Below are 16,634 nucleotides of genomic sequence, written 5' to 3' on the forward strand. Positions count from 1 at the left end.
TCATGAGCACGGTCACATTCTCGATTACTGATGAACATGTCGGTGTTTTAAAACTAAACAGGCCAGAAGCGGCGAATGCGTTTTTCTAGGCAGCTTTTATCAGATTTAAATGACGTTTTGAAAGACGTAGAATCAAATAATAATCTGCGAGCAGTGATTATTACCTCGGAAGGTGAAAAAGCCTTCTGTGCAGGTGCTGATTTAAAAGAGCGCGCAACGATGACGCAAGATGAGGTCGTTGAGACTGTTGGTGAAATCGGTAAAGTAATCACTCGAGTGGAAGCACTTGAAGTACCAACGATTGCTGCCATTAATGGTGCTGCCTTTGGAGGTGGCCTTGAGTTAGCTTTAGCCTGTGACATTAGAATTGCGAGTGGTAATGCCAAAATGGGGCTTACTGAAACATCACTGGCGATTATACCAGGTGCTGGGGGTACGCAGCGCTTAGCTAGATTAATAGGACTAGCGAAAGCGAAGTATTACATATTAACGGCCAAACGCTTTGATAGCCTAGAAGGAAAAGAAATTGGCTTAATAGAAGAAGTTGCCCCATTAGACGGGCTCGAGGATAAAGCTTTAGAAGTTGCAAAACAAATCGCATCTAATGGACCAGTTGGAGTGAAAATGGCTAAAAAAGCAATTGATCAAGGCTTTGACCATGATTTAAAAACAGGTCTTAAGATTGAAAGAAATTGCTACATGAATACCATTCCAACTGAAGACCGTATTGAAGCTTTATCGGCATTTAGAGAAAAAAGAAAGCCGAGCTTTACCGGTAAATAACACAGGAAGGGTGAGTAACTTGATCAAAACCGACTTACATGAAGAACTAAAAGAACGTATTGAAAAAGGTGGAGCAGAAAAGTACCACGAAAAGAACGCCGAAAAAGGAAAAAAATGTTTGTTCGTGATCGTTTAAAAATGCTTTTTGATGAAGGAATCGACGTTGAAGATGCCTTTTTCGCAAATTGCATGGATGATAGCCTTCCGGCAGATGGTGTCGTAACAGGCTTAGGTAAAATCAATGGCCAAACGGTCTGTGTGATGGCGAATGATTCTACCGTTAAAGCTGGTTCTTGGGGTAAAAGAACAGTTGAGAAAATTATTAGAATACAAGAGACAGCTATGAAGTTAGAAGTCCCGATGCTTTATTTAGTAGATTCAGCTGGTGCACGTATTACAGACCAAATTGAGATGTTCCCTAATCGCCGCGGTGCAGGACGTATCTTTTATAATCAGGTCAAAATGTCAGGAAGAGTGCCACAAATTTGTCTATTATTCGGGCCGTCCGCAGCTGGTGGCGCTTATATCCCAGCCTTCTGTGATATTGTAGTCATGGTTGATGGAAATGCATCTATGTACCTTGGTTCACCTCGTATGGCTGAGAAGGTTATTGGTGAGAAGGTTACCCTAGAAGAAATGGGCGGAGCACGTATGCACTGTTCAGTATCTGGTGTAGGTGACGTTCTTGTATATAACGAACAGGAAGCTATTGAGTACGCTCAGAAATACCTTACTTACTTCCCAGAGAACTTTAGAAGTAAACCACCAGTAAAAGAAGCGATTAAACCAGAAAAATTTGAAAAGTCTATTAGAGAATTGATACCAGAAAACCAAAACGCTCCATTTGATATGTACGATTTAATTAAACGATTAATTGATGAAGATAGTTTTTGTGAGATTAAACGCGAATTTGCCAAGGAGTTAATTACTGGTTTAGGTCGTATTAATGGTCAAACCATAGGAATTATAGCGAACCAACCAAGAATGAAAGGCGGCGTATTATTCCACGACTCAGCAGATAAAGCAGCTAAGTTTATCCAATTATGCGACGCATTTAATATTCCGCTTGTGTTCCTTGCGGATATTCCAGGTTTCATGATTGGGACTAAAGTAGAACGTGCTGGTATTATCCGTCATGGTGCAAAAATGATCTCGGCAATGAGTGAAGCTTCGGTACCTAAAATCTCAGTTGTTGTCCGTAAAGCTTACGGTGCGGGATTATATGCTATGGCAGGCCCTGCCTTTGAACCAGATGTAACGATTGCACTACCTACAGCTCAAATCGCTGTCATGGGACCAGAAGCGGCCGTAAATGCCGTATATGCGAATAAAATTGCTGAATTACCTGAGGAAGAACGCCCTGCATTCATAAAAGAGAAGCAGGAAGAATATAAAGAAAATATCGATATTTATCGTTTAGCTTCAGAAATGGTCATTGATGATATTGTTCAGCCTAATGATTTGCGTGATCACTTAAGCAAACGATTAGAAGCTTATCAATCCAAAAAATTAACATTTACAGAGCGCAAACATGGAGTTTATCCAGTTTAATACAACAACGAGACCTCGCTGACTATGGCGGGGTCTTTTACCTTATAAGGGGGAATTATATTGGGATTCGATGTAATAGTTGTAGGTGCAGGTTTGGCTGGATTGACAGCAACAGCAGAAATTGCAGACGGCGGTAAAAAAGTGCTTTTATTAGATCAAGAGCCTGAAACGTCAATAGGTGGCCAAGCTTGGTGGTCATTTGGTGGGTTATTTTTAATAGATTCACCTGAACAACGAAAAATGGGTATTAAAGATTCTAAAGAGTTAGCCTATCAAGACTGGATGGGCTCTGCAGGGTTTGATCGATTGTACGATGAAGATTACTGGGCTAAACAATGGGCAGAAGCTTACCTTGATTTTGCGGCTGACGAAAAACGAGATTGGCTAAGATCGCTTGGGATTAAATTCTTTCCAGTCGTCGGTTGGGCTGAACGTGGAGGATATCTTGCTGATGGACATGGCAACTCAGTTCCGAGGTTTCATATCGTCTGGGGAACGGGACCTGCGATTGTTGAAGCATTTGAAAAACGAATCCGAACACAAATAGATCAAGGTCTTGTAACTTATCTCCCTCGTCACCGAGTTGATCAACTCTTAATTGAAAATGGAGCAGCTGTTGGCGTTAAGGGCTCGATTCTTGAACCAAGTAACGCTAAACGTGGTGAAAAAAGTTCAAGGACAGTGATTGATGATTTTACATACAAATCTCCTACAATAGTGATTTCAAGTGGTGGAATTGGTGCCAACTTTGATCTTATACGTAAAAATTGGCCTGAAAGACTCGGATCATCACCACAGAATATGATTTCGGGTGTTCCTGATCATGTGGACGGCAGGATGTTAGAGATTAGCGAAAAAACTGGAGCGAGAATCGTTAACCGAGATCGCATGTGGCATTATACAGAAGGGATTAAGAACCATTCTCCTGTATGGACAGAACATGGTATCCGAATTCTACCTGGGCCATCTTCTTTATGGTTTGATGCTGAAGGTAATAGATTTCAAGCACCAAACTTCCCGGGATTTGATACTTTAGGTACATTAGAGACCATTATGAAGACAGGTTATGACTACTCATGGTTTATCTTGACACAGAAAATAATAGAAAAAGAGTTTGCTCTGTCAGGTTCTGAACAAAATCCAGATCTAACCGGAAAAAGTTATAAAAGGTTATTAGAACGATTAAAAAAGTGGAGCGCCCGGTCCTGTTCAAGCATTTATGGATCAAGGTGAAGATTTTGTAGTGGCTAATAATCTTGATGATCTAGTCAATAAAATGAATGAATTAGTAGATAACTCTCTATTAAATAAAGATGAAATTAAAAAACAAATAGAAGCTAGAGACAGGGAGTTAGATAATCTCTTTACTAAAGATCTCCAAGTTACAGCTTTGAGAGGATCAAGATTTTACCGAGGTGACAGACTGATCCGTACCGCTAAACCACATAAAATATTAGATCCTAAAAATGGCCCCCTTATTGCTGTAAAGCTTAACATTATAAGTAGAAAGACTTTAGGCGGGCTTCAAACTAATTTGTCTGGCCAAGTGTTAAATTCTGATGGATGTGTTATTAAGGGGCTTTATGCAGCAGGTGAAACAGCAGGTTTTGGAGGCGGAGGAGTCCACGGTTATCGAGCACTTGAAGGGTCATTTTTAGGAGGATGTTTATTCACTGGAAAAATAGTTGGAGAGAATATTAGAACTAGTTGATTATAAAAATATTATGTAAACTCAATGTAAAATTTAGGTTCATAATATAAAAATGGAGAACGTTACACTCAGAATATATCTATCAAACTTTGGAAAATTGAGGGGAGATCGTTGCAAAATAAATGTTTATACAAATTGAAAGGAGGTAAAAAGTTGAAAGCTATACTTGCAACAATTATTTTTAGTTATGTATTTGTATATATTATTGGTATTAACCTTGGTTTTTATTCCCAGGGATTAACTCTATTACAGGTCATTTTGGTCCAGTATATACGGGGATTATTTTCTTAAGTGCATTAATTGTAGGCTGCACAATATTTATAATTGAACGTATTGAAAAACTAATTAAAGATAAAGGTTAGTAAAAGTTGATTCGTTATGTACTTTTAGATTAACACAATGAAAGAGCACTCTGAATACACAGAGTGCTCAGTTTCTATGTGGTTTAATTTTTTACACCTTTACCTAACTGTCTAATTTGTTCAACAACATCAGGATTTTCTAATGCCGATAGATCACCAGCGTCTTTATCTAGATAGGCGGATTTAATTGCACGACGCATCACCTTAGCATTACGCGTCTTTGGTAAATCTTCTACAATATGAACGGTTCTTGGAGCAATTGCTTTACCTAGTCTTTGGATAGCATGATCCACTAATACTTGAGTTAATTCTTCTTCATCCAATGGTTGATCTTTTACAACAACAAAAGCAATTGGCTTTTCACCTTTTACTTCGTCTGGTACACCTATGACACCAGCTTCTACAACATCATCGTGCTCTACAAAATCGATTCAAGTTCAGCAGGTCCTAAGCGTTTACCAGCAACATTTAATGTATCATCTGAACGTCCAGTGATTGTGTAAAAACCTTCGTCATCTAAAACTACCCAGTCACCGTGAACCCAAGTTTCTTTATATCGATTCCAATACGTATTTTCATAGCGCTCATTTTCTTTATAAAATCCGTTCGTCATACCTACCCAAGGCTGTTTTAAAACGAGTTCACCGACTTCATTTTTGACAGATTGTCCTTCGTCATCGTAAACATCAACGTCCATACCTGGTAGAGCTGCGTTAAATGAGACTGGAGCAATTGGCTTTACTAAAACATTACCAAAATTCCTCCAGATATTTCTGTTCCACCTGAATAGTTGAAAATCGGAACTTTTCTCTTACATACTTTATCAAACAACCATAACCAAGGTTCTTCATTCCAGGGTTCACCAGTAGAACCAATCATTTTTAATGAGGATAAATCGTTTTTGGTCACATAACTCTCATCTAAATTCATAATGGAACGAATTAAAGTAGGTGAAATACCTAAGTGAGTAACTTTATGACGATCTACAATCTCCCAAATGCGGCTAGGGGTCGGGTAATCGGGCGTACCTTCAAACATTAAAATGGAAGCACCATTTATTAGGCCACCGTAGACTAAGAATGGCCCCATCATCCAGCCCATGTCAGTGTACCAAAAAGGGTATCTCTCTTGCAAACATCCATACAAATCCCAGCATCAAAAGCTGATTTTAATGGAAATCCATTATGGGTGTGTAAAGCACCTTTAGGCTTGCCAGTAGTACCAGATGTATAAATAATCATGAATGGGTCGTTACCATTTGTTTGTTTCGTTTCAAAAGAAGTCTCTTTCGTTCTAATCTCATCCCAAGATACATCTTGATCCGTCCAATTAACCTCTTCATGACTACGTCTAACAACGATGACATTCTCAATAGAAGGAGAGGAGGCAACTGCTTGATCAGCTTCATTTTTAGATTAACAACTTTTCCTCGGCGATAAAACCGTCAGCCGTTAATAAAAATTTTGCTTCAGCAGCGTTAATTCTTTTTGCTACAGCTTCAGATTTATAACCAGAGAAAGCAGGAGAGAAGATGGCGCCGATTTTAGAAATAGCAAGCATACCAATAACTGTTTCAGGTAGCATTGGCATATAAATGGTTACAATATCATTTTCTTGCACGCCTAGATTAACTAAACCATTTGCAATGCGATTCACTTCATCCTGAAGCTCTTTTAAATGTATATTTAACGACAGATCCATCATCAGACTCCCAAATTAAAGCGTTTTCATTTTTTATAGAAGAATCAGATGCCCATTTATCTAACGCATTATGAGCCACATTCATTTTTCCATTTACAAACCATTCAGGGTACATAATACCTTTGTCTAAATTAACCACTTCGTCATAATCCTGATACCACTGAATATCTAAAGCTTTAACAGCTTGATCCCAGAAGGATGAAATATCTTTAATAGTGTGTTTGTAATAATCATCATAATTAGAATAACCGGATTGCTGCATAAGCTCGTATAGACGAGTATTTTTTAATGTAATCGTTACTTGGATTCCAAACTGCTTTAGTCAAAACACAAAACCTCCTGAAAAGAATATTCTTAATTTTATATTACTACAGATCTAGAGATGATTAAATAGTAAAAGGAATATTGTCGTAATCTAGAAGGTTTATATGGAACGATGTATTAATCTACATATAACTCAAATTAATAGCAAATATAGATTATGCTAAATGATCTTAATGTAGTTATAAACTAATAACTTCTTTATCTAACTTCCTATAATATATATTATGTCTACCTAAATATTTTTTAAATAAGTTGAGAAGCCTTTTATTGGCTTCTCAATAATTATTCTAGTATTAAAAGATTCTTTCGCAAGGATATCTCTTAATGAAGTCATAAATTCTTTAGATCCGCCTACAAAGCAAATTAAATAACCAGATTTGTAAATATGCCCATCACCATCAAAATATCCTCTTATAAAATGACTTAAATATCCTTTTGGCACATCTGGAAAAACGGCGTCAATTGATTTGTTATGAGTAACTTTATGATAAATCATTAGCTCATTTTTTAATAATTTACTATTAATAATTAAATTGTAAACTCCGGTTTTGTTATTTATTCTTATCGGGTGGTTAGAATCTAATTCTTTTCTAATGTCCTCCAATATTTTTACATCTTTCTGTGAAAAAGCTACTAAATGATTGTTTTTGCTATATAGCCATCTGCATAAAATCCGAGAATATAAGCCATTTCAGGTGTCCACGTTTAAAGAAATCTTCATTTAATATTTATTATACGAATGTTTGTTCTGTATGTTAAATGTTTTACTCTCCATACAAAAACACCTCAGTTATTAAACGCTTGTGCCGTCAAAAACTGAAGTGCTTTTTGTTTAGTTTGTTATTTTATTTTTTCTTCCTTTTGTTTCTTTTCCCATTAATATTTAAGAACTCACTGTCTTCAGCAAATTCAGTATCATCTGCACGATCTTTCTTGGGTTCTGTATTATACTTAAGTACATTTTTCTGTCTACCTTTGTCTTTGTTCCTATTTTTGTTCTCTTCTGACATGCATATACCTCCTTTTAGAAATAGTATATCCATGCGCACAAATCTTATTTTGAAGCCGTTAACTAGTTCAGGCATCCTTGATTATTTAGCTATTATCATTTTCCTTTTATTCATTGTGTCTGATGATTTAAGTAAAAATCTAATCAGCGAAATAACTAAAACAATAAAAAGTATAACTAAAGCTATACTAAATAATTGAAATAATGTATCAGCTAAATTCATTTTTGAAAAGTTGATCATACAATCACCCAACTTTCTAATTTTAAATAATATAGTAGCATATGGATGAAATACTGAGTCTCTATTGAGGATGTTTCTCCCCCCATATCACGCATTACAATTGTAGAAGAATAAATTTCAATTCTTTTTCTTATTGACTTGTTTTCACCATTTCATAAAGTTTAGGTACTTGTTCTATTAATACTTTCTGATCGGAACGCCACTCAAATGCCTGCCCTACCCCGCCGTATTCAAGAGCAACGACCCATGGTTCCGGCCACTCAATAGTTTTAATATTGTTAAGAGTCCAGTTGGCCAAATCCCAATCATTTTCGGTCATAGGCATGCTATCTCGAAGTCGACCATTTTTATCTTTTTGAATACCGGTTATATGTAATTCTTTTAAGTTTGTAATTGGCATCCTCGATATATAATCTTTAACGTTAAATCCAAGTGATAATGCAGATAGTTGAGCATGAGCAATATCAAGCAGGAAACTGCAGCCTGTTCTATTTACAATCTCAGTTAATACGTTCGGCTCAATTATTGCTTTAAACATGTTTTCTCCTGGTCCTCTACAGATCACATTCTCCATGATGACATTCTCAATTCCAACCGCTTCCCCAAGTTTATTTATATCATTTACAACAGCATCTATAATACGTTCAATATGAGAAGGTTCCTCAGTAAGAACATCCATACCAGGATACTGTTCACAAAATGCTACTGCGTGAACGTTAACATAGGGTGTTTGAGTCATTTGCTTTAACTTAAAAAGTTGATCCCAATCAATATGATTTAATTGCCTGCTTCCAGCATTTAACCCAAAATGAATGTAACATGGTTTAATTTCTTGAGCCTTTTGAATGAGTGATTCACTAAAATCCGGACATTTAAATAAGTCCACATCAATTAGTGAATTTTCAACTAAATACTCTGCTTCTCTAGAGTAATTCACCGCGAATTGCATTTTCACACCCCTCTTTACACAATATTCTTACAATTAAGTCAATAATTATGATATAGTAAAAATAGACTATATACATAAGGTGATGCTATGAAGGATTATGTAATTAAAGTTTTGATTAGGTTTATGATATTATATGCCATTATCTTGGCTATATCATTTTTGGAGGTATTAAAATCGAGTACACTGCGTTTGTTCTCGGTGTCATTGTAGCCTTTTTCACATTAAATAGTAACGGAATATCTAATTACTATGACGCCACTGCCTCTCTTAGTTACGGAAGTGATATGACACCCGTAAAAAAGAAAATCTTTGAAATCAGTCCCACGTTTATTGCAAGTATAATAGTGTTTCTATCTAGCTTTTTATTTTATATGTTTTAATAACACAATTAATCGTTAAATAAAAACCCCAGTTGTGAACACTTGTTTTTGTTCAAACTGGGGTGTGTTTTGTATTAGCTTGTTACCTTTTCAAAGTAATCTTTAAAGAAATCAGTGACTTCGTCAGGAGTTTTAGCATTTGCGCTGTGTAAGTGACCGATCTTCTCACCATTTTTAAATATTAATAAACTTGGAATTCCCATTACTTGTTGTTCTTCTGCAATTTCTGGGAATTGATCACGGTCAATTTCGTAAAATGGAAACTCATCAAATTGTTCTAAGACACTGCCGATGAAAAAGTCCATTCGTTTGCAATCTGGGCACCAGTCAGCTACGAATTTAATGACCACTGGTTCTTCACTTTGGATTAGATTTTTATATTGCTCTTGTGTTTCAATGGTTTTCATCTATTTCCTCTCCTTGTCGGTTGTATTTGGACTTTATGTACAAATTCCTTAGTCTACAACCTGATTTTACCCATTTATTTATATAATTTCAAATACCTGATCTGTTTATTATTGAGATTTATTCTGTGATTTTCTAACCATTTTAATAGCGACTTTTCTCAGCCAGAAACCAATCCACACTCCAATTCCTGCAAAAATAACCGGCAAAAAGACAGGTCCTAGCTTCAAACCAAAAAATCTAATGTTGAAGAAAAGATCAATCCAACTGTAATAAAGTAAGCAGCTACTACAAATGGATAGTAAGCTAAGAATCCGTTTTCACCTTTTGCATCTTTATAAGCATCCCATATCGCAAACATATAAAGACAAGGGTAAAACATTAGCCATTGATAATCCGTCACTTCTATACTTCTCTGTATATCTCCATTAAAAGAGGCAATCATGACAATATTTAATTTTGCTTTGTAATTGACTAAAATGATTAACGTTAATAATACTAACCCTTTTACAATCTGTCCATTTAATAATTGTCCAAATCCAGGTAACAAGATACTCCAAATAATGGCTTCAATCTTATTTGGTTTTTGGTCCATAACATATCCTACTTAGTTCCTTTAGTGTCTTTAGATAGTTTTTCTCGATCTGCGCATGTCGGAGGCTCCTCTAACCATCCATTTTCAATCATAATGTTGAGACCTTTATTTGAGTATTTTGCGATTCCTGCAGACAATGTGACAAATTGGGAGTGAATATCGTGTCGTAATACTTTAGATATGGCGAGGCCATAATTTTGTATTCCGATACCATTTGCTAAAACGTGTGATAAAGCATCAGTTTATCTGAGAATGGTGCTATGGTTGAATCTGAAATATGGGTATCCATTATTTTGGGCGTTGGTAAGTTTTCTTTCATTAACATCTGACCTAAATGGGAGATCTGTTTGTCTGCTAATTGAACTCCTTCATAAAAATATTGACGTAATGCTTCAGAAGAGGCTACTTGACTAAATGCAAGCATGAGTGACTTCCCTAAAGTGTTCGTATTAATATTAATTTGAAGTTGTTTAATTTCAAGTGCAGTTAAAGGCCTTCTCTTTCCTTTTATAAAAGAAGTAAAGCCTTCTTTTTCAATAAAATCAACTTTCTTAGGATATGGAATGGTTGGCGGCGAAGTATCAACGCCTTTTTTCTAGCAGCATATAAAGGGACTTTTCATAAAGCTGAACGTTTTCATCTAAACAGGCTTCAAAATATTCAATGATGTCTTCACGAGTAGATGTACCAATTGCATCAGAAAAAGTAGTCATATTAGCCCTGGTGAGTTGGTTAAAATAAAATAAGATGAAGATATCACTAAATAATCTTGGTGCATCGCTCCTTAAGTCTTGCTCTCCAAAGCCAACGGGAACCGGAATACTTCTTGGTTAAATAAATTTTCTAATTTGGTAATATGGTTTTGGGATATTTCCAAACCCTTGTTTAATAATTCCTTAATTTGCTTATCTTTAATAACCGTTAACTGATGATCAAACATACAGCAATAAAGGGTATCTCCGACGTAATTCGTAAATAAATCCCCTAATTCTGATGCAGATAATTTCCTATTTTGTTGGTGTTCCTTTAAGTTTTCTTTATGTTCATTCATAGTTGAGCCTCCTAGCTTGGAGTGGTTTTTAGATGTTTAATTAAGTAATGTTAAATATATACAATAGTTTTCATCAGTTTGTATAAGTTATTCATATAATATAAAAATCCCGCTGGCATTATTGCCAACGGGATTAATTAATTGATTTTCGTACGAAATAAGGTCGGGTGTGTTTGGGCAACTTGTTCTTCTCCACCCATTTCTCGGATGAGTCTTGTTAACTCTAATTTCATTTGTTCTTCTATCCAAGTGATGTCGTTAAGGTCATTAATTTTAGCATCAATATCCTCTGGTTGATCTACAAAGAACTCTAAACTGTATTCACGTCCACGTTTTAATTTAACAAAGCCAATGTGCTCCGCATCTTGATTTACGATATGAGTCGTTTTTGCTACCACCGTTTGTTTATCAATCGTTTCAGTCATTTGAGTAACACGATCATTATACTCATTTGTGTAGTGCTGAACATTTAATTTATTCATCTTTGCCTCCAACATTTTGACGTACCTTATAAAGGCCTCTTTCTATATTATAACTTACTTTACAGAAAAATGTTGGTATAAAGATTATCTATCTTTCTTCGCAGAATATTATAAGGTTTCCTTCACTATCAGAACGCTTAAGAAAGAATTTCTTCAGCTAATAGCTTGTAAGACTTTAGTTTGGCATTAAAATCATATATGTTGGTAATGATTAAAAAATTCGTCAGTATCATACAAATCTTGTAATGACTCAAGTTGTTTTTTGATTGATCGAGGAGTTCCAATTAATGTGCGTTTACGGTTTTGTTTTATTTCTTCCATCTCTTCTTGGTTATAGGTTCGTTTTTTAGCCAGGTCAATAGGTGGAACCACCGTGCTCTTCCCTCTTCCTACATTCAAAAGCCATAAATCTTGGCTAAGCGCTAATTCTTCAGCTTCTTCTTGTGTTTCAGCACAAACGACAAAATACAGACGTTCGCTTTAGGTTCACTTAAACTAAAAGAAGGTTTAAACCGCTTCTTATACAAATGAATGGCTTCTTTTCCATTATTCGGGTTTATAAAATGACCATATGTAAACCCTACCCCATTTACTGCAGCGTGTTTAGCACCTCGTTCCGATACACCTAACACCCAGATATCTGGTTTACTTTGCACTTTAGGACCAGCTTTAATCCCTCGGTATTCATGATCAATAGGAAATGAATGGTGAATAAACGATTGGAGCTCTTTAACTTGTCTTGAAAATGCGCTTAAGTTTTTGTTATGTCCGTCCGTTAACGCTTGCCTAACCTTCTGTGGTCCCCCAGGAGACCTGCCAACCCCTAAATCAATTCTGTCTGGGTGAAAAGCTGATAACATGTTAAAATTTTCGGCAACTTTTAAAGGACTATACTGAGGTAGTAAAACACCGCCTGAGCCGACTTTAATTTGATTGGTTTGAGCTGCTATTTGCCCTATCAATATTTCTGGGGACGTACAAGCAAGTCCGTTTGTACTATGATGTTCTGCTACCCAATAACGGTGGTAACCTAATTGATCAGTTTCTTTTGCTAGTTGTAAAGAATTTTGTAATGCCTCTTCTGCTGTCTGCCCTTTGGAAATGGGAGATTGATCTAATACGCTCAATTTCATGATGTTAACCCTTTCATATTTATGTTAATGATTCCTTTAAGAAGACATTGTAAACAGGCGTATGTTAATTCGGAATCAACAATTTTTCCTGTTTCGATATTCTTTAATAAATCATTCGTACTCATATTTAATACTTCTATATTCTCATGGCTTTCTAAAGCTTGTCCAATATACTCTATAACATCATCAGTATAGTAAACGTATGTAACCTCATTTGATATCCATGAAGCGGGTCTTAACTTTCCTAAGAAAGTTACTTGGCCACAACGATATCCAGTTTCTTCTATAAACTCTCTTCTTACTGCATCTTCAAGGGGTTCATCTTGATTGACCCCTCCTCCTGGCAACTGAATGGTGTAACCATCAATTGGTTTCCGATATTGGTTAATTAAAATAAAGTTATTATTCATTCTTGCTAGGACAACAACCGATTGATTAGTCATTTTAATCCCCCCCTTCCTTTATAGATTCCATAAATATTTCTAATTCCCTTTTTTCAAACAAACGTTTGTTTGAATTATTTTAAGTCATAATATCTTTAATTGTGACAAAGACTATAGTTACATTTCTAAAATTAATTGGAGGTATATAAGGTGACTGAAAATCGCGATCGGATTATGATTCGAGATGAACAAGGTGAGGAACGAGAATTAATTGTTGAGGCTCTATTTGATATGGAGGATGACTCCTATGCATTATTAAAAGATGATTATGATACTATACTTATGAAAATTGAGCAGGAAGGGTCCGAACAATATTTAGTTCCTATTGAAGATCCAAAAGTTAGAGATTCCATCATTGATGCTTATGAAATTGCTTTAGAAGCAACTCCTGGTGATAACGAAGATTTCTAAGAATTGAGGGATTTGCATGGGATTTATTCAAACACTTTTCTTATCTATTTCACTTTTTGTATCACCAGTAACAGCAACTAATGAAGAACTTCAAGTTGAAATATTTGATATTGAAACTGAAAAAGTTGTAAAAACGATTACTAAATCAGATTCAATACAAGAAGAATCTGAGAAAATTATTAGTAACATATATGATATTTTTAAGGGGATTAATCCAATTCCTGATCGTGGCTTCATGATTAAGATTCCCTTAGAACCTAAGGTAACAATTGATAATGAGTGGCTTACCGCAGAAGTTGATACTGTTATTATTATTCAACCTCTAGATGAAAAACCATACCTATTAACGTTTGATGAGGAAAACAGGCCAAGAGTTTTCTTATTTAATGCACCTATTGATGAACTGTTAAATCAGTTAGATTATCCGAGTAGCTCTGTCTCCCCTACTATTACCTTAATGAGATAAAACCGCTCAGTTATTATTGAGCGGTTAAATAAGTCCTGCTAAATAACCAAACATAATTCCAATAATCATACTTAATAATGTACCAATAAGATAATATTCAGCAAAACGTTTGTCCTCAAATTGCTTAAATCGTGTAATTGACTTAATAGCAAGGATTATGGTAATTCCCATAACTTGGTTTGAAAATACAAACATCATAATTAATGTTCGTTCGAGCATCCCAATATATCGGCCAATTTTATGATTACTGTCTGGATACGATGTCTTACTTCTTGTGATGACTGTATGCACTTGAGGATCTTCATCTTTCTCTTGTCGATCAACTTCTTCTTCTACAATTTGTTCCATCGTGTTTGGTGGTGTTATTTTTTCCAAAACAATTTGAAGGAAATGTGATGCGACTACGGTATTAAGATAGATCAGAATCAAAATAATAATCCAATAATCAAACCCATTATTGACTATATGAAATGACTGCATTAAATAGATAAATGGAATAGTGATGATGATTAAATGTAATAGTTGATCTAATAAAAATAGTAAAGCCTTCCATTTTTGCGATGTCAGCTGTTGATCTAAATGATATTTAGCTGCATCAATCGCATAATGAGTTACAGTCATTAGGGTAATGATAATTATTAACATTAAGAAAATTGATAGATTAATAGATTGAGTTATTAGAATACCAATTAAAGCCAAACTGACTGCTGTAACGAAATGAATCATCACATGTTTTAGTAGCGATCTATTCCTAACTTTAAAATTAGGGTCTTTTCGTCCTTTTATTAAATCGTCACTTTGGAAAGAAAAATCTGCTATAAAATGTGCTAATATTAATAAAGCTAAATAGACCATATTTTGACATCCTCACTTATCTTGTTCAAGCTGTTTTTGGTGAAAATCTAATAATTGAATAAGGCTTTTTTCTGATTCCGATACGAGTTCATGATTAGCAGCATATAGATGATTGCTGACACTCGTTTTAGGGGACTTATAACCAAATCTCTTCCCTATTGCTTCATAGGTATCATCAGGGTTGTTTTTAACTGCTTTAACGATCTCTCTTTGCTTTTCACTACGTTTGTAGATTAATTCGCTAATAAAATAAAACAAAGCATTGACAGAAGAATACGGGAAGTCTTCAGAATAGTAAAATACCTTATTATGAGGTGTTAAATCCCAAACTTTCGCTTCCCTTTCATTTGCTTTAACTATTTGGTCTCGGGCGTATAAAGCGTTGATGATTGCACTGCCGTTTGCGACATGTATACTACTTTTATTCTTCGTATCAATCTTACCAAACCACATCCGATATAAAATGTGATTTTTTGACCATTTTCTTCAATATAATCTTCAATGTCTCTAATTGCTCTGTATAAATCACTAAAAGAATCGAAAACCCCAATTAATTCATCGCCTTTACGGATATCAAATTTAATTGTTAATTGATTTTTGAATTGATCATTCAGATGGTTTTTTAGTTTGACCAATTGAGACTCCACTAGCTGTAAATTATGTGATTGCGATTTTACGACATCTAATGAGAGACAAGCATAATGCTTCAATTATTTATACACCTCCAATTAGTGTACAGCGGAAAGTACATATAATAATCATGTACAAATAGAAATACACTACTTATGCATGTACTAATTATATACTTTTACTTTATAAAAGTCCAATCTACGTATAGAATGAAAAAATTTTACAACAATATATAAAGAAAGGAGGTCTAATGAATGAACCATATGAAATTATTAGCGATTAAATTGGCATCTTGTTTTGTACTATTATATCTAATTTTAGGGTTTGGATATGATGTTTCTTTTGGAAATGTATTGATGATTAGTGTTGTATTAACTCTTGTCTCTTACCTAGGTGATGCATTTATTTTGCCTAGAACCAACAATACTGTTGCAACTATAACTGACTTTATCTTAGCTTACGTCGTGATTTATTTCATGTTAGACATGTTGACAATCGGTGGTGATCTTTTACGGCTTCTCTTATTTCAGCAGCTGGATTAACTATTTTTGAGTACTTCTTTCATAAGTATGTACAAAATGAATACGATGAAGCGGATCGTGAGGAACATCATGGAGCTGATCAATACCAGTTACAAACGGAATTTTCAGAAGAACTTGAACCTGATGAATTAGATATGGATGAAGACCTAGATGAGGATTTAGATGTTAATTCAAAAATATAATCTAGGTCCACGAAGAGACCTATAAAAGTAAGGCGGCTGATTTATAGCCGTCTTATTTAGTTTTTAAATAATCAACTAATTTCACTCCGACACCTACAAATGTTTCTAATATAGCCTGAGCTCCTGCAATAGATAAGATAAAGATAATCGGTAAAGCTATGTTCGGAATAAACATAAACCCTAAGGCTAAGAATATCGCACTCCAAACTCCAGCACACCAGTAACAATTTAATAAATAACCGAACTTAGACTTTGGAACGTCTTTCCTTTCAAGATGTCCTTCTTGATCTTTTATTGTTTGTTTTTTTAAAAACGGTTTTCGTATAAATTCCGTAATTTTATCAAATACAATTAAGTGTGTGAAGCGATAACTTGCTAATATAATCATCAAATATGTAAGCCAGTTTAACTCTTCAAACATGAAAACG

At 35.0% G+C, this 16,634-nt stretch carries 24 protein-coding genes and 4 pseudogenes; 7 read left to right on the plus strand and 21 right to left on the minus strand.

Annotated features, from left to right (window positions below; genetic code table 11):
• The first annotated feature begins 2 nt into the window (after nt 1–2).
• The 3 pseudogenes from JCM13188_RS13555 to JCM13188_RS13565 all read left to right on the plus strand — a co-directional run bounded on the left by JCM13188_RS13555 (nt 3) and on the right by JCM13188_RS13565 (nt 4,045).
• Nucleotides 3–783: pseudogene (locus tag JCM13188_RS13555) on the plus strand (enoyl-CoA hydratase-related protein).
• A gap of 19 nt (nt 784–802) precedes the next feature.
• Nucleotides 803–2,334 (plus strand): annotated as a pseudogene (locus JCM13188_RS13560) (acyl-CoA carboxylase subunit beta).
• A gap of 60 nt (nt 2,335–2,394) precedes the next feature.
• Nucleotides 2,395–4,045 (plus strand): annotated as a pseudogene (locus tag JCM13188_RS13565) (FAD-binding dehydrogenase).
• Between the two features lie 445 nt (nt 4,046–4,490).
• Here the strand turns inward: JCM13188_RS13565 and JCM13188_RS21280 are convergent.
• The 18 genes and pseudogenes from JCM13188_RS21280 to JCM13188_RS13610 all read right to left on the minus strand — a co-directional run bounded on the left by JCM13188_RS21280 (nt 4,491) and on the right by JCM13188_RS13610 (nt 13,120).
• Nucleotides 4,491–4,838, minus strand: a complete 348-nt coding sequence (locus tag JCM13188_RS21280; RefSeq protein ID WP_369405049.1) for an AMP-binding enzyme — start codon at nt 4,836–4,838, stop codon at nt 4,491–4,493.
• Nucleotides 4,826–5,104 (minus strand): hypothetical protein, encoded by a 279-nt coding sequence (locus JCM13188_RS21285; protein ID WP_369405043.1) that lies wholly within the window; start codon nt 5,102–5,104, stop codon nt 4,826–4,828. Before JCM13188_RS21285 ends, JCM13188_RS21280 begins: the two co-directional genes overlap by 13 nt.
• A gap of 44 nt (nt 5,105–5,148) precedes the next feature.
• Entirely contained in the window at nt 5,149–5,541 is a 393-nt protein-coding gene (locus JCM13188_RS21290) for an AMP-binding protein (RefSeq protein WP_369405044.1), read from the minus strand.
• A complete protein-coding gene (locus JCM13188_RS21295; protein WP_369405050.1) occupies nt 5,496–5,780 on the minus strand; it encodes an AMP-binding protein in 285 nt (94 codons plus the stop codon). Before JCM13188_RS21295 ends, JCM13188_RS21290 begins: the two co-directional genes overlap by 46 nt.
• A 37-nt stretch (nt 5,781–5,817) precedes the next feature.
• Nucleotides 5,818–6,108: an AMP-binding protein gene (locus JCM13188_RS21300; protein ID WP_369405045.1), complete on the minus strand. Its 291-nt coding sequence runs from the start codon at nt 6,106–6,108 to the stop codon at nt 5,818–5,820.
• On the minus strand, nt 6,065–6,370 hold the full coding sequence (locus JCM13188_RS21305; RefSeq protein ID WP_369405046.1) for an acetyl-coenzyme A synthetase N-terminal domain-containing protein: 306 nt from the start codon (nt 6,368–6,370) through the stop codon (nt 6,065–6,067). Before JCM13188_RS21305 ends, JCM13188_RS21300 begins: the two co-directional genes overlap by 44 nt.
• Before the next feature lie 294 nt (nt 6,371–6,664).
• A complete protein-coding gene (locus JCM13188_RS13575) occupies nt 6,665–7,036 on the minus strand; it encodes an LAGLIDADG family homing endonuclease (protein WP_054754597.1) in 372 nt (123 codons plus the stop codon).
• A 241-nt stretch (nt 7,037–7,277) separates the two neighbouring features.
• The gene (locus JCM13188_RS19370) at nt 7,278–7,442 is read right to left on the minus strand and encodes a hypothetical protein (protein WP_279401863.1); all 165 of its coding nucleotides are present in this window, start codon (nt 7,440–7,442) and stop codon (nt 7,278–7,280) included.
• A 370-nt stretch (nt 7,443–7,812) separates the two neighbouring features.
• A complete protein-coding gene (locus tag JCM13188_RS13580) occupies nt 7,813–8,631 on the minus strand; it encodes a multinuclear nonheme iron-dependent oxidase (RefSeq protein WP_054754598.1) in 819 nt (272 codons plus the stop codon).
• A 454-nt stretch (nt 8,632–9,085) separates the two neighbouring features.
• Nucleotides 9,086–9,418 carry a thioredoxin family protein gene (locus JCM13188_RS13585; protein ID WP_054754599.1) on the minus strand — a complete coding sequence of 111 codons (333 nt, stop codon included), beginning with the start codon at nt 9,416–9,418 and terminating at the stop codon, nt 9,086–9,088.
• Between the two features lie 224 nt (nt 9,419–9,642).
• On the minus strand, nt 9,643–10,011 hold the full coding sequence (locus JCM13188_RS13590; protein ID WP_369405047.1) for a hypothetical protein: 369 nt from the start codon (nt 10,009–10,011) through the stop codon (nt 9,643–9,645).
• A gap of 8 nt (nt 10,012–10,019) precedes the next feature.
• Nucleotides 10,020–10,220, minus strand: coding sequence for a DUF3231 family protein (locus tag JCM13188_RS19375; RefSeq protein WP_369405051.1), 201 nt, complete (start codon nt 10,218–10,220; stop codon nt 10,020–10,022).
• An 8-nt stretch (nt 10,221–10,228) separates the two neighbouring features.
• Nucleotides 10,229–10,576, minus strand: a complete 348-nt coding sequence (locus tag JCM13188_RS21310; RefSeq protein ID WP_369405052.1) for a DUF3231 family protein — start codon at nt 10,574–10,576, stop codon at nt 10,229–10,231.
• 16 nt (nt 10,577–10,592) lie between these two features.
• Nucleotides 10,593–11,062, minus strand: a pseudogene (locus tag JCM13188_RS21315) (DUF3231 family protein).
• A 137-nt stretch (nt 11,063–11,199) separates the two neighbouring features.
• On the minus strand, nt 11,200–11,544 hold the full coding sequence (locus JCM13188_RS13600) for a hypothetical protein (RefSeq protein WP_054754600.1): 345 nt from the start codon (nt 11,542–11,544) through the stop codon (nt 11,200–11,202).
• A 192-nt stretch (nt 11,545–11,736) separates the two neighbouring features.
• On the minus strand, nt 11,737–11,916 hold the full coding sequence (locus JCM13188_RS19395) for a hypothetical protein (RefSeq protein WP_279401866.1): 180 nt from the start codon (nt 11,914–11,916) through the stop codon (nt 11,737–11,739).
• Nucleotides 11,917–11,966: 50 nt separating this feature from the next.
• Nucleotides 11,967–12,677 (minus strand): MsnO8 family LLM class oxidoreductase, encoded by a 711-nt coding sequence (locus JCM13188_RS13605; RefSeq protein WP_279401867.1) that lies wholly within the window; start codon nt 12,675–12,677, stop codon nt 11,967–11,969.
• Nucleotides 12,674–13,120, minus strand: a complete 447-nt coding sequence (locus JCM13188_RS13610) for an NUDIX hydrolase (RefSeq protein ID WP_054754601.1) — start codon at nt 13,118–13,120, stop codon at nt 12,674–12,676. Before JCM13188_RS13610 ends, JCM13188_RS13605 begins: the two co-directional genes overlap by 4 nt.
• A gap of 150 nt (nt 13,121–13,270) precedes the next feature.
• Here JCM13188_RS13610 and JCM13188_RS13615 point away from each other — a divergent pair, with 150 nt between their 5' ends.
• Together JCM13188_RS13615 and JCM13188_RS13620 are read left to right on the plus strand one after the other, a co-directional pair.
• The gene (locus tag JCM13188_RS13615) at nt 13,271–13,531 is read left to right on the plus strand and encodes a DUF1292 domain-containing protein (RefSeq protein ID WP_279401868.1); all 261 of its coding nucleotides are present in this window, start codon (nt 13,271–13,273) and stop codon (nt 13,529–13,531) included.
• Nucleotides 13,532–13,547: 16 nt separating this feature from the next.
• A complete protein-coding gene (locus tag JCM13188_RS13620; RefSeq protein ID WP_054754602.1) occupies nt 13,548–13,997 on the plus strand; it encodes a hypothetical protein in 450 nt (149 codons plus the stop codon).
• 24 nt (nt 13,998–14,021) lie between these two features.
• Here the strand turns inward: JCM13188_RS13620 and JCM13188_RS13625 are convergent, their stop codons facing one another.
• Both JCM13188_RS13625 and JCM13188_RS13630 read right to left on the minus strand, forming a co-directional pair.
• Nucleotides 14,022–14,852, minus strand: a complete 831-nt coding sequence (locus JCM13188_RS13625; protein WP_054754603.1) for a DUF3307 domain-containing protein — start codon at nt 14,850–14,852, stop codon at nt 14,022–14,024.
• A gap of 12 nt (nt 14,853–14,864) precedes the next feature.
• The gene (locus JCM13188_RS13630; protein WP_054754604.1) at nt 14,865–15,305 is read right to left on the minus strand and encodes a hypothetical protein; all 441 of its coding nucleotides are present in this window, start codon (nt 15,303–15,305) and stop codon (nt 14,865–14,867) included.
• A gap of 431 nt (nt 15,306–15,736) precedes the next feature.
• On the opposite strand from JCM13188_RS13630, the gene JCM13188_RS19400 reads away from it, so the two are divergent.
• Both JCM13188_RS19400 and JCM13188_RS19405 read left to right on the plus strand, forming a co-directional pair.
• On the plus strand, nt 15,737–16,024 hold the full coding sequence (locus JCM13188_RS19400) for a DUF2512 family protein (RefSeq protein ID WP_279401869.1): 288 nt from the start codon (nt 15,737–15,739) through the stop codon (nt 16,022–16,024).
• 2 nt (nt 16,025–16,026) lie between these two features.
• Nucleotides 16,027–16,206, plus strand: a complete 180-nt coding sequence (locus JCM13188_RS19405; RefSeq protein WP_279401874.1) for a hypothetical protein — start codon at nt 16,027–16,029, stop codon at nt 16,204–16,206.
• Between the two features lie 52 nt (nt 16,207–16,258).
• Here the strand turns inward: JCM13188_RS19405 and JCM13188_RS13640 are convergent, their stop codons facing one another.
• Nucleotides 16,259–16,627 (minus strand): DUF1360 domain-containing protein, encoded by a 369-nt coding sequence (locus tag JCM13188_RS13640; protein WP_054754605.1) that lies wholly within the window; start codon nt 16,625–16,627, stop codon nt 16,259–16,261.
• Nucleotides 16,628–16,634 lie beyond the last annotated feature (7 nt).

The sequence above is a fragment of the Piscibacillus salipiscarius JCM 13188 genome (assembly GCF_001311865.1).
Lineage (GTDB): Bacteria > Bacillota > Bacilli > Bacillales > Alkalibacillaceae > Piscibacillus > Piscibacillus salipiscarius.

Bases quoted from the DNA above. Each gene is read 5' to 3' on its own strand.
- JCM13188_RS13590 (WP_369405047.1), bottom strand. From the start codon at position 10,011: ATGGACCAAAAACCAAATAAGATTGAAGCCATTATTTGGAGTATCTTG.
- JCM13188_RS13625 (WP_054754603.1), bottom strand. From the start codon at position 14,852: ATGGTCTATTTAGCTTTATTAATATTAGCACATTTTATAGCAGATTTT.
- JCM13188_RS13605 (WP_279401867.1), bottom strand. From the start codon at position 12,677: ATGAAATTGAGCGTATTAGATCAATCTCCCATTTCCAAAGGGCAGACA.
- JCM13188_RS21300 (WP_369405045.1), bottom strand. From the start codon at position 6,108: ATGGATCTGTCGTTAAATATACATTTAAAAGAGCTTCAGGATGAAGTG.
- JCM13188_RS13620 (WP_054754602.1), top strand. From the start codon at position 13,548: ATGGGATTTATTCAAACACTTTTCTTATCTATTTCACTTTTTGTATCA.
- JCM13188_RS21285 (WP_369405043.1), bottom strand. From the start codon at position 5,104: ATGGACGTTGATGTTTACGATGACGAAGGACAATCTGTCAAAAATGAA.
- JCM13188_RS13640 (WP_054754605.1), bottom strand. From the start codon at position 16,627: ATGTTTGAAGAGTTAAACTGGCTTACATATTTGATGATTATATTAGCA.
- JCM13188_RS13610 (WP_054754601.1), bottom strand. From the start codon at position 13,120: ATGACTAATCAATCGGTTGTTGTCCTAGCAAGAATGAATAATAACTTT.
- JCM13188_RS21305 (WP_369405046.1), bottom strand. From the start codon at position 6,370: ATGCAGCAATCCGGTTATTCTAATTATGATGATTATTACAAACACACT.
- JCM13188_RS13630 (WP_054754604.1), bottom strand. From the start codon at position 15,305: ATGTGGTTTGGTAAGATTGATACGAAGAATAAAAGTAGTATACATGTC.
- JCM13188_RS13585 (WP_054754599.1), bottom strand. From the start codon at position 9,418: ATGAAAACCATTGAAACACAAGAGCAATATAAAAATCTAATCCAAAGT.
- JCM13188_RS19370 (WP_279401863.1), bottom strand. From the start codon at position 7,442: ATGTCAGAAGAGAACAAAAATAGGAACAAAGACAAAGGTAGACAGAAA.
- JCM13188_RS19400 (WP_279401869.1), top strand. From the start codon at position 15,737: ATGAACCATATGAAATTATTAGCGATTAAATTGGCATCTTGTTTTGTA.
- JCM13188_RS13600 (WP_054754600.1), bottom strand. From the start codon at position 11,544: ATGAATAAATTAAATGTTCAGCACTACACAAATGAGTATAATGATCGT.
- JCM13188_RS13580 (WP_054754598.1), bottom strand. From the start codon at position 8,631: ATGCAATTCGCGGTGAATTACTCTAGAGAAGCAGAGTATTTAGTTGAA.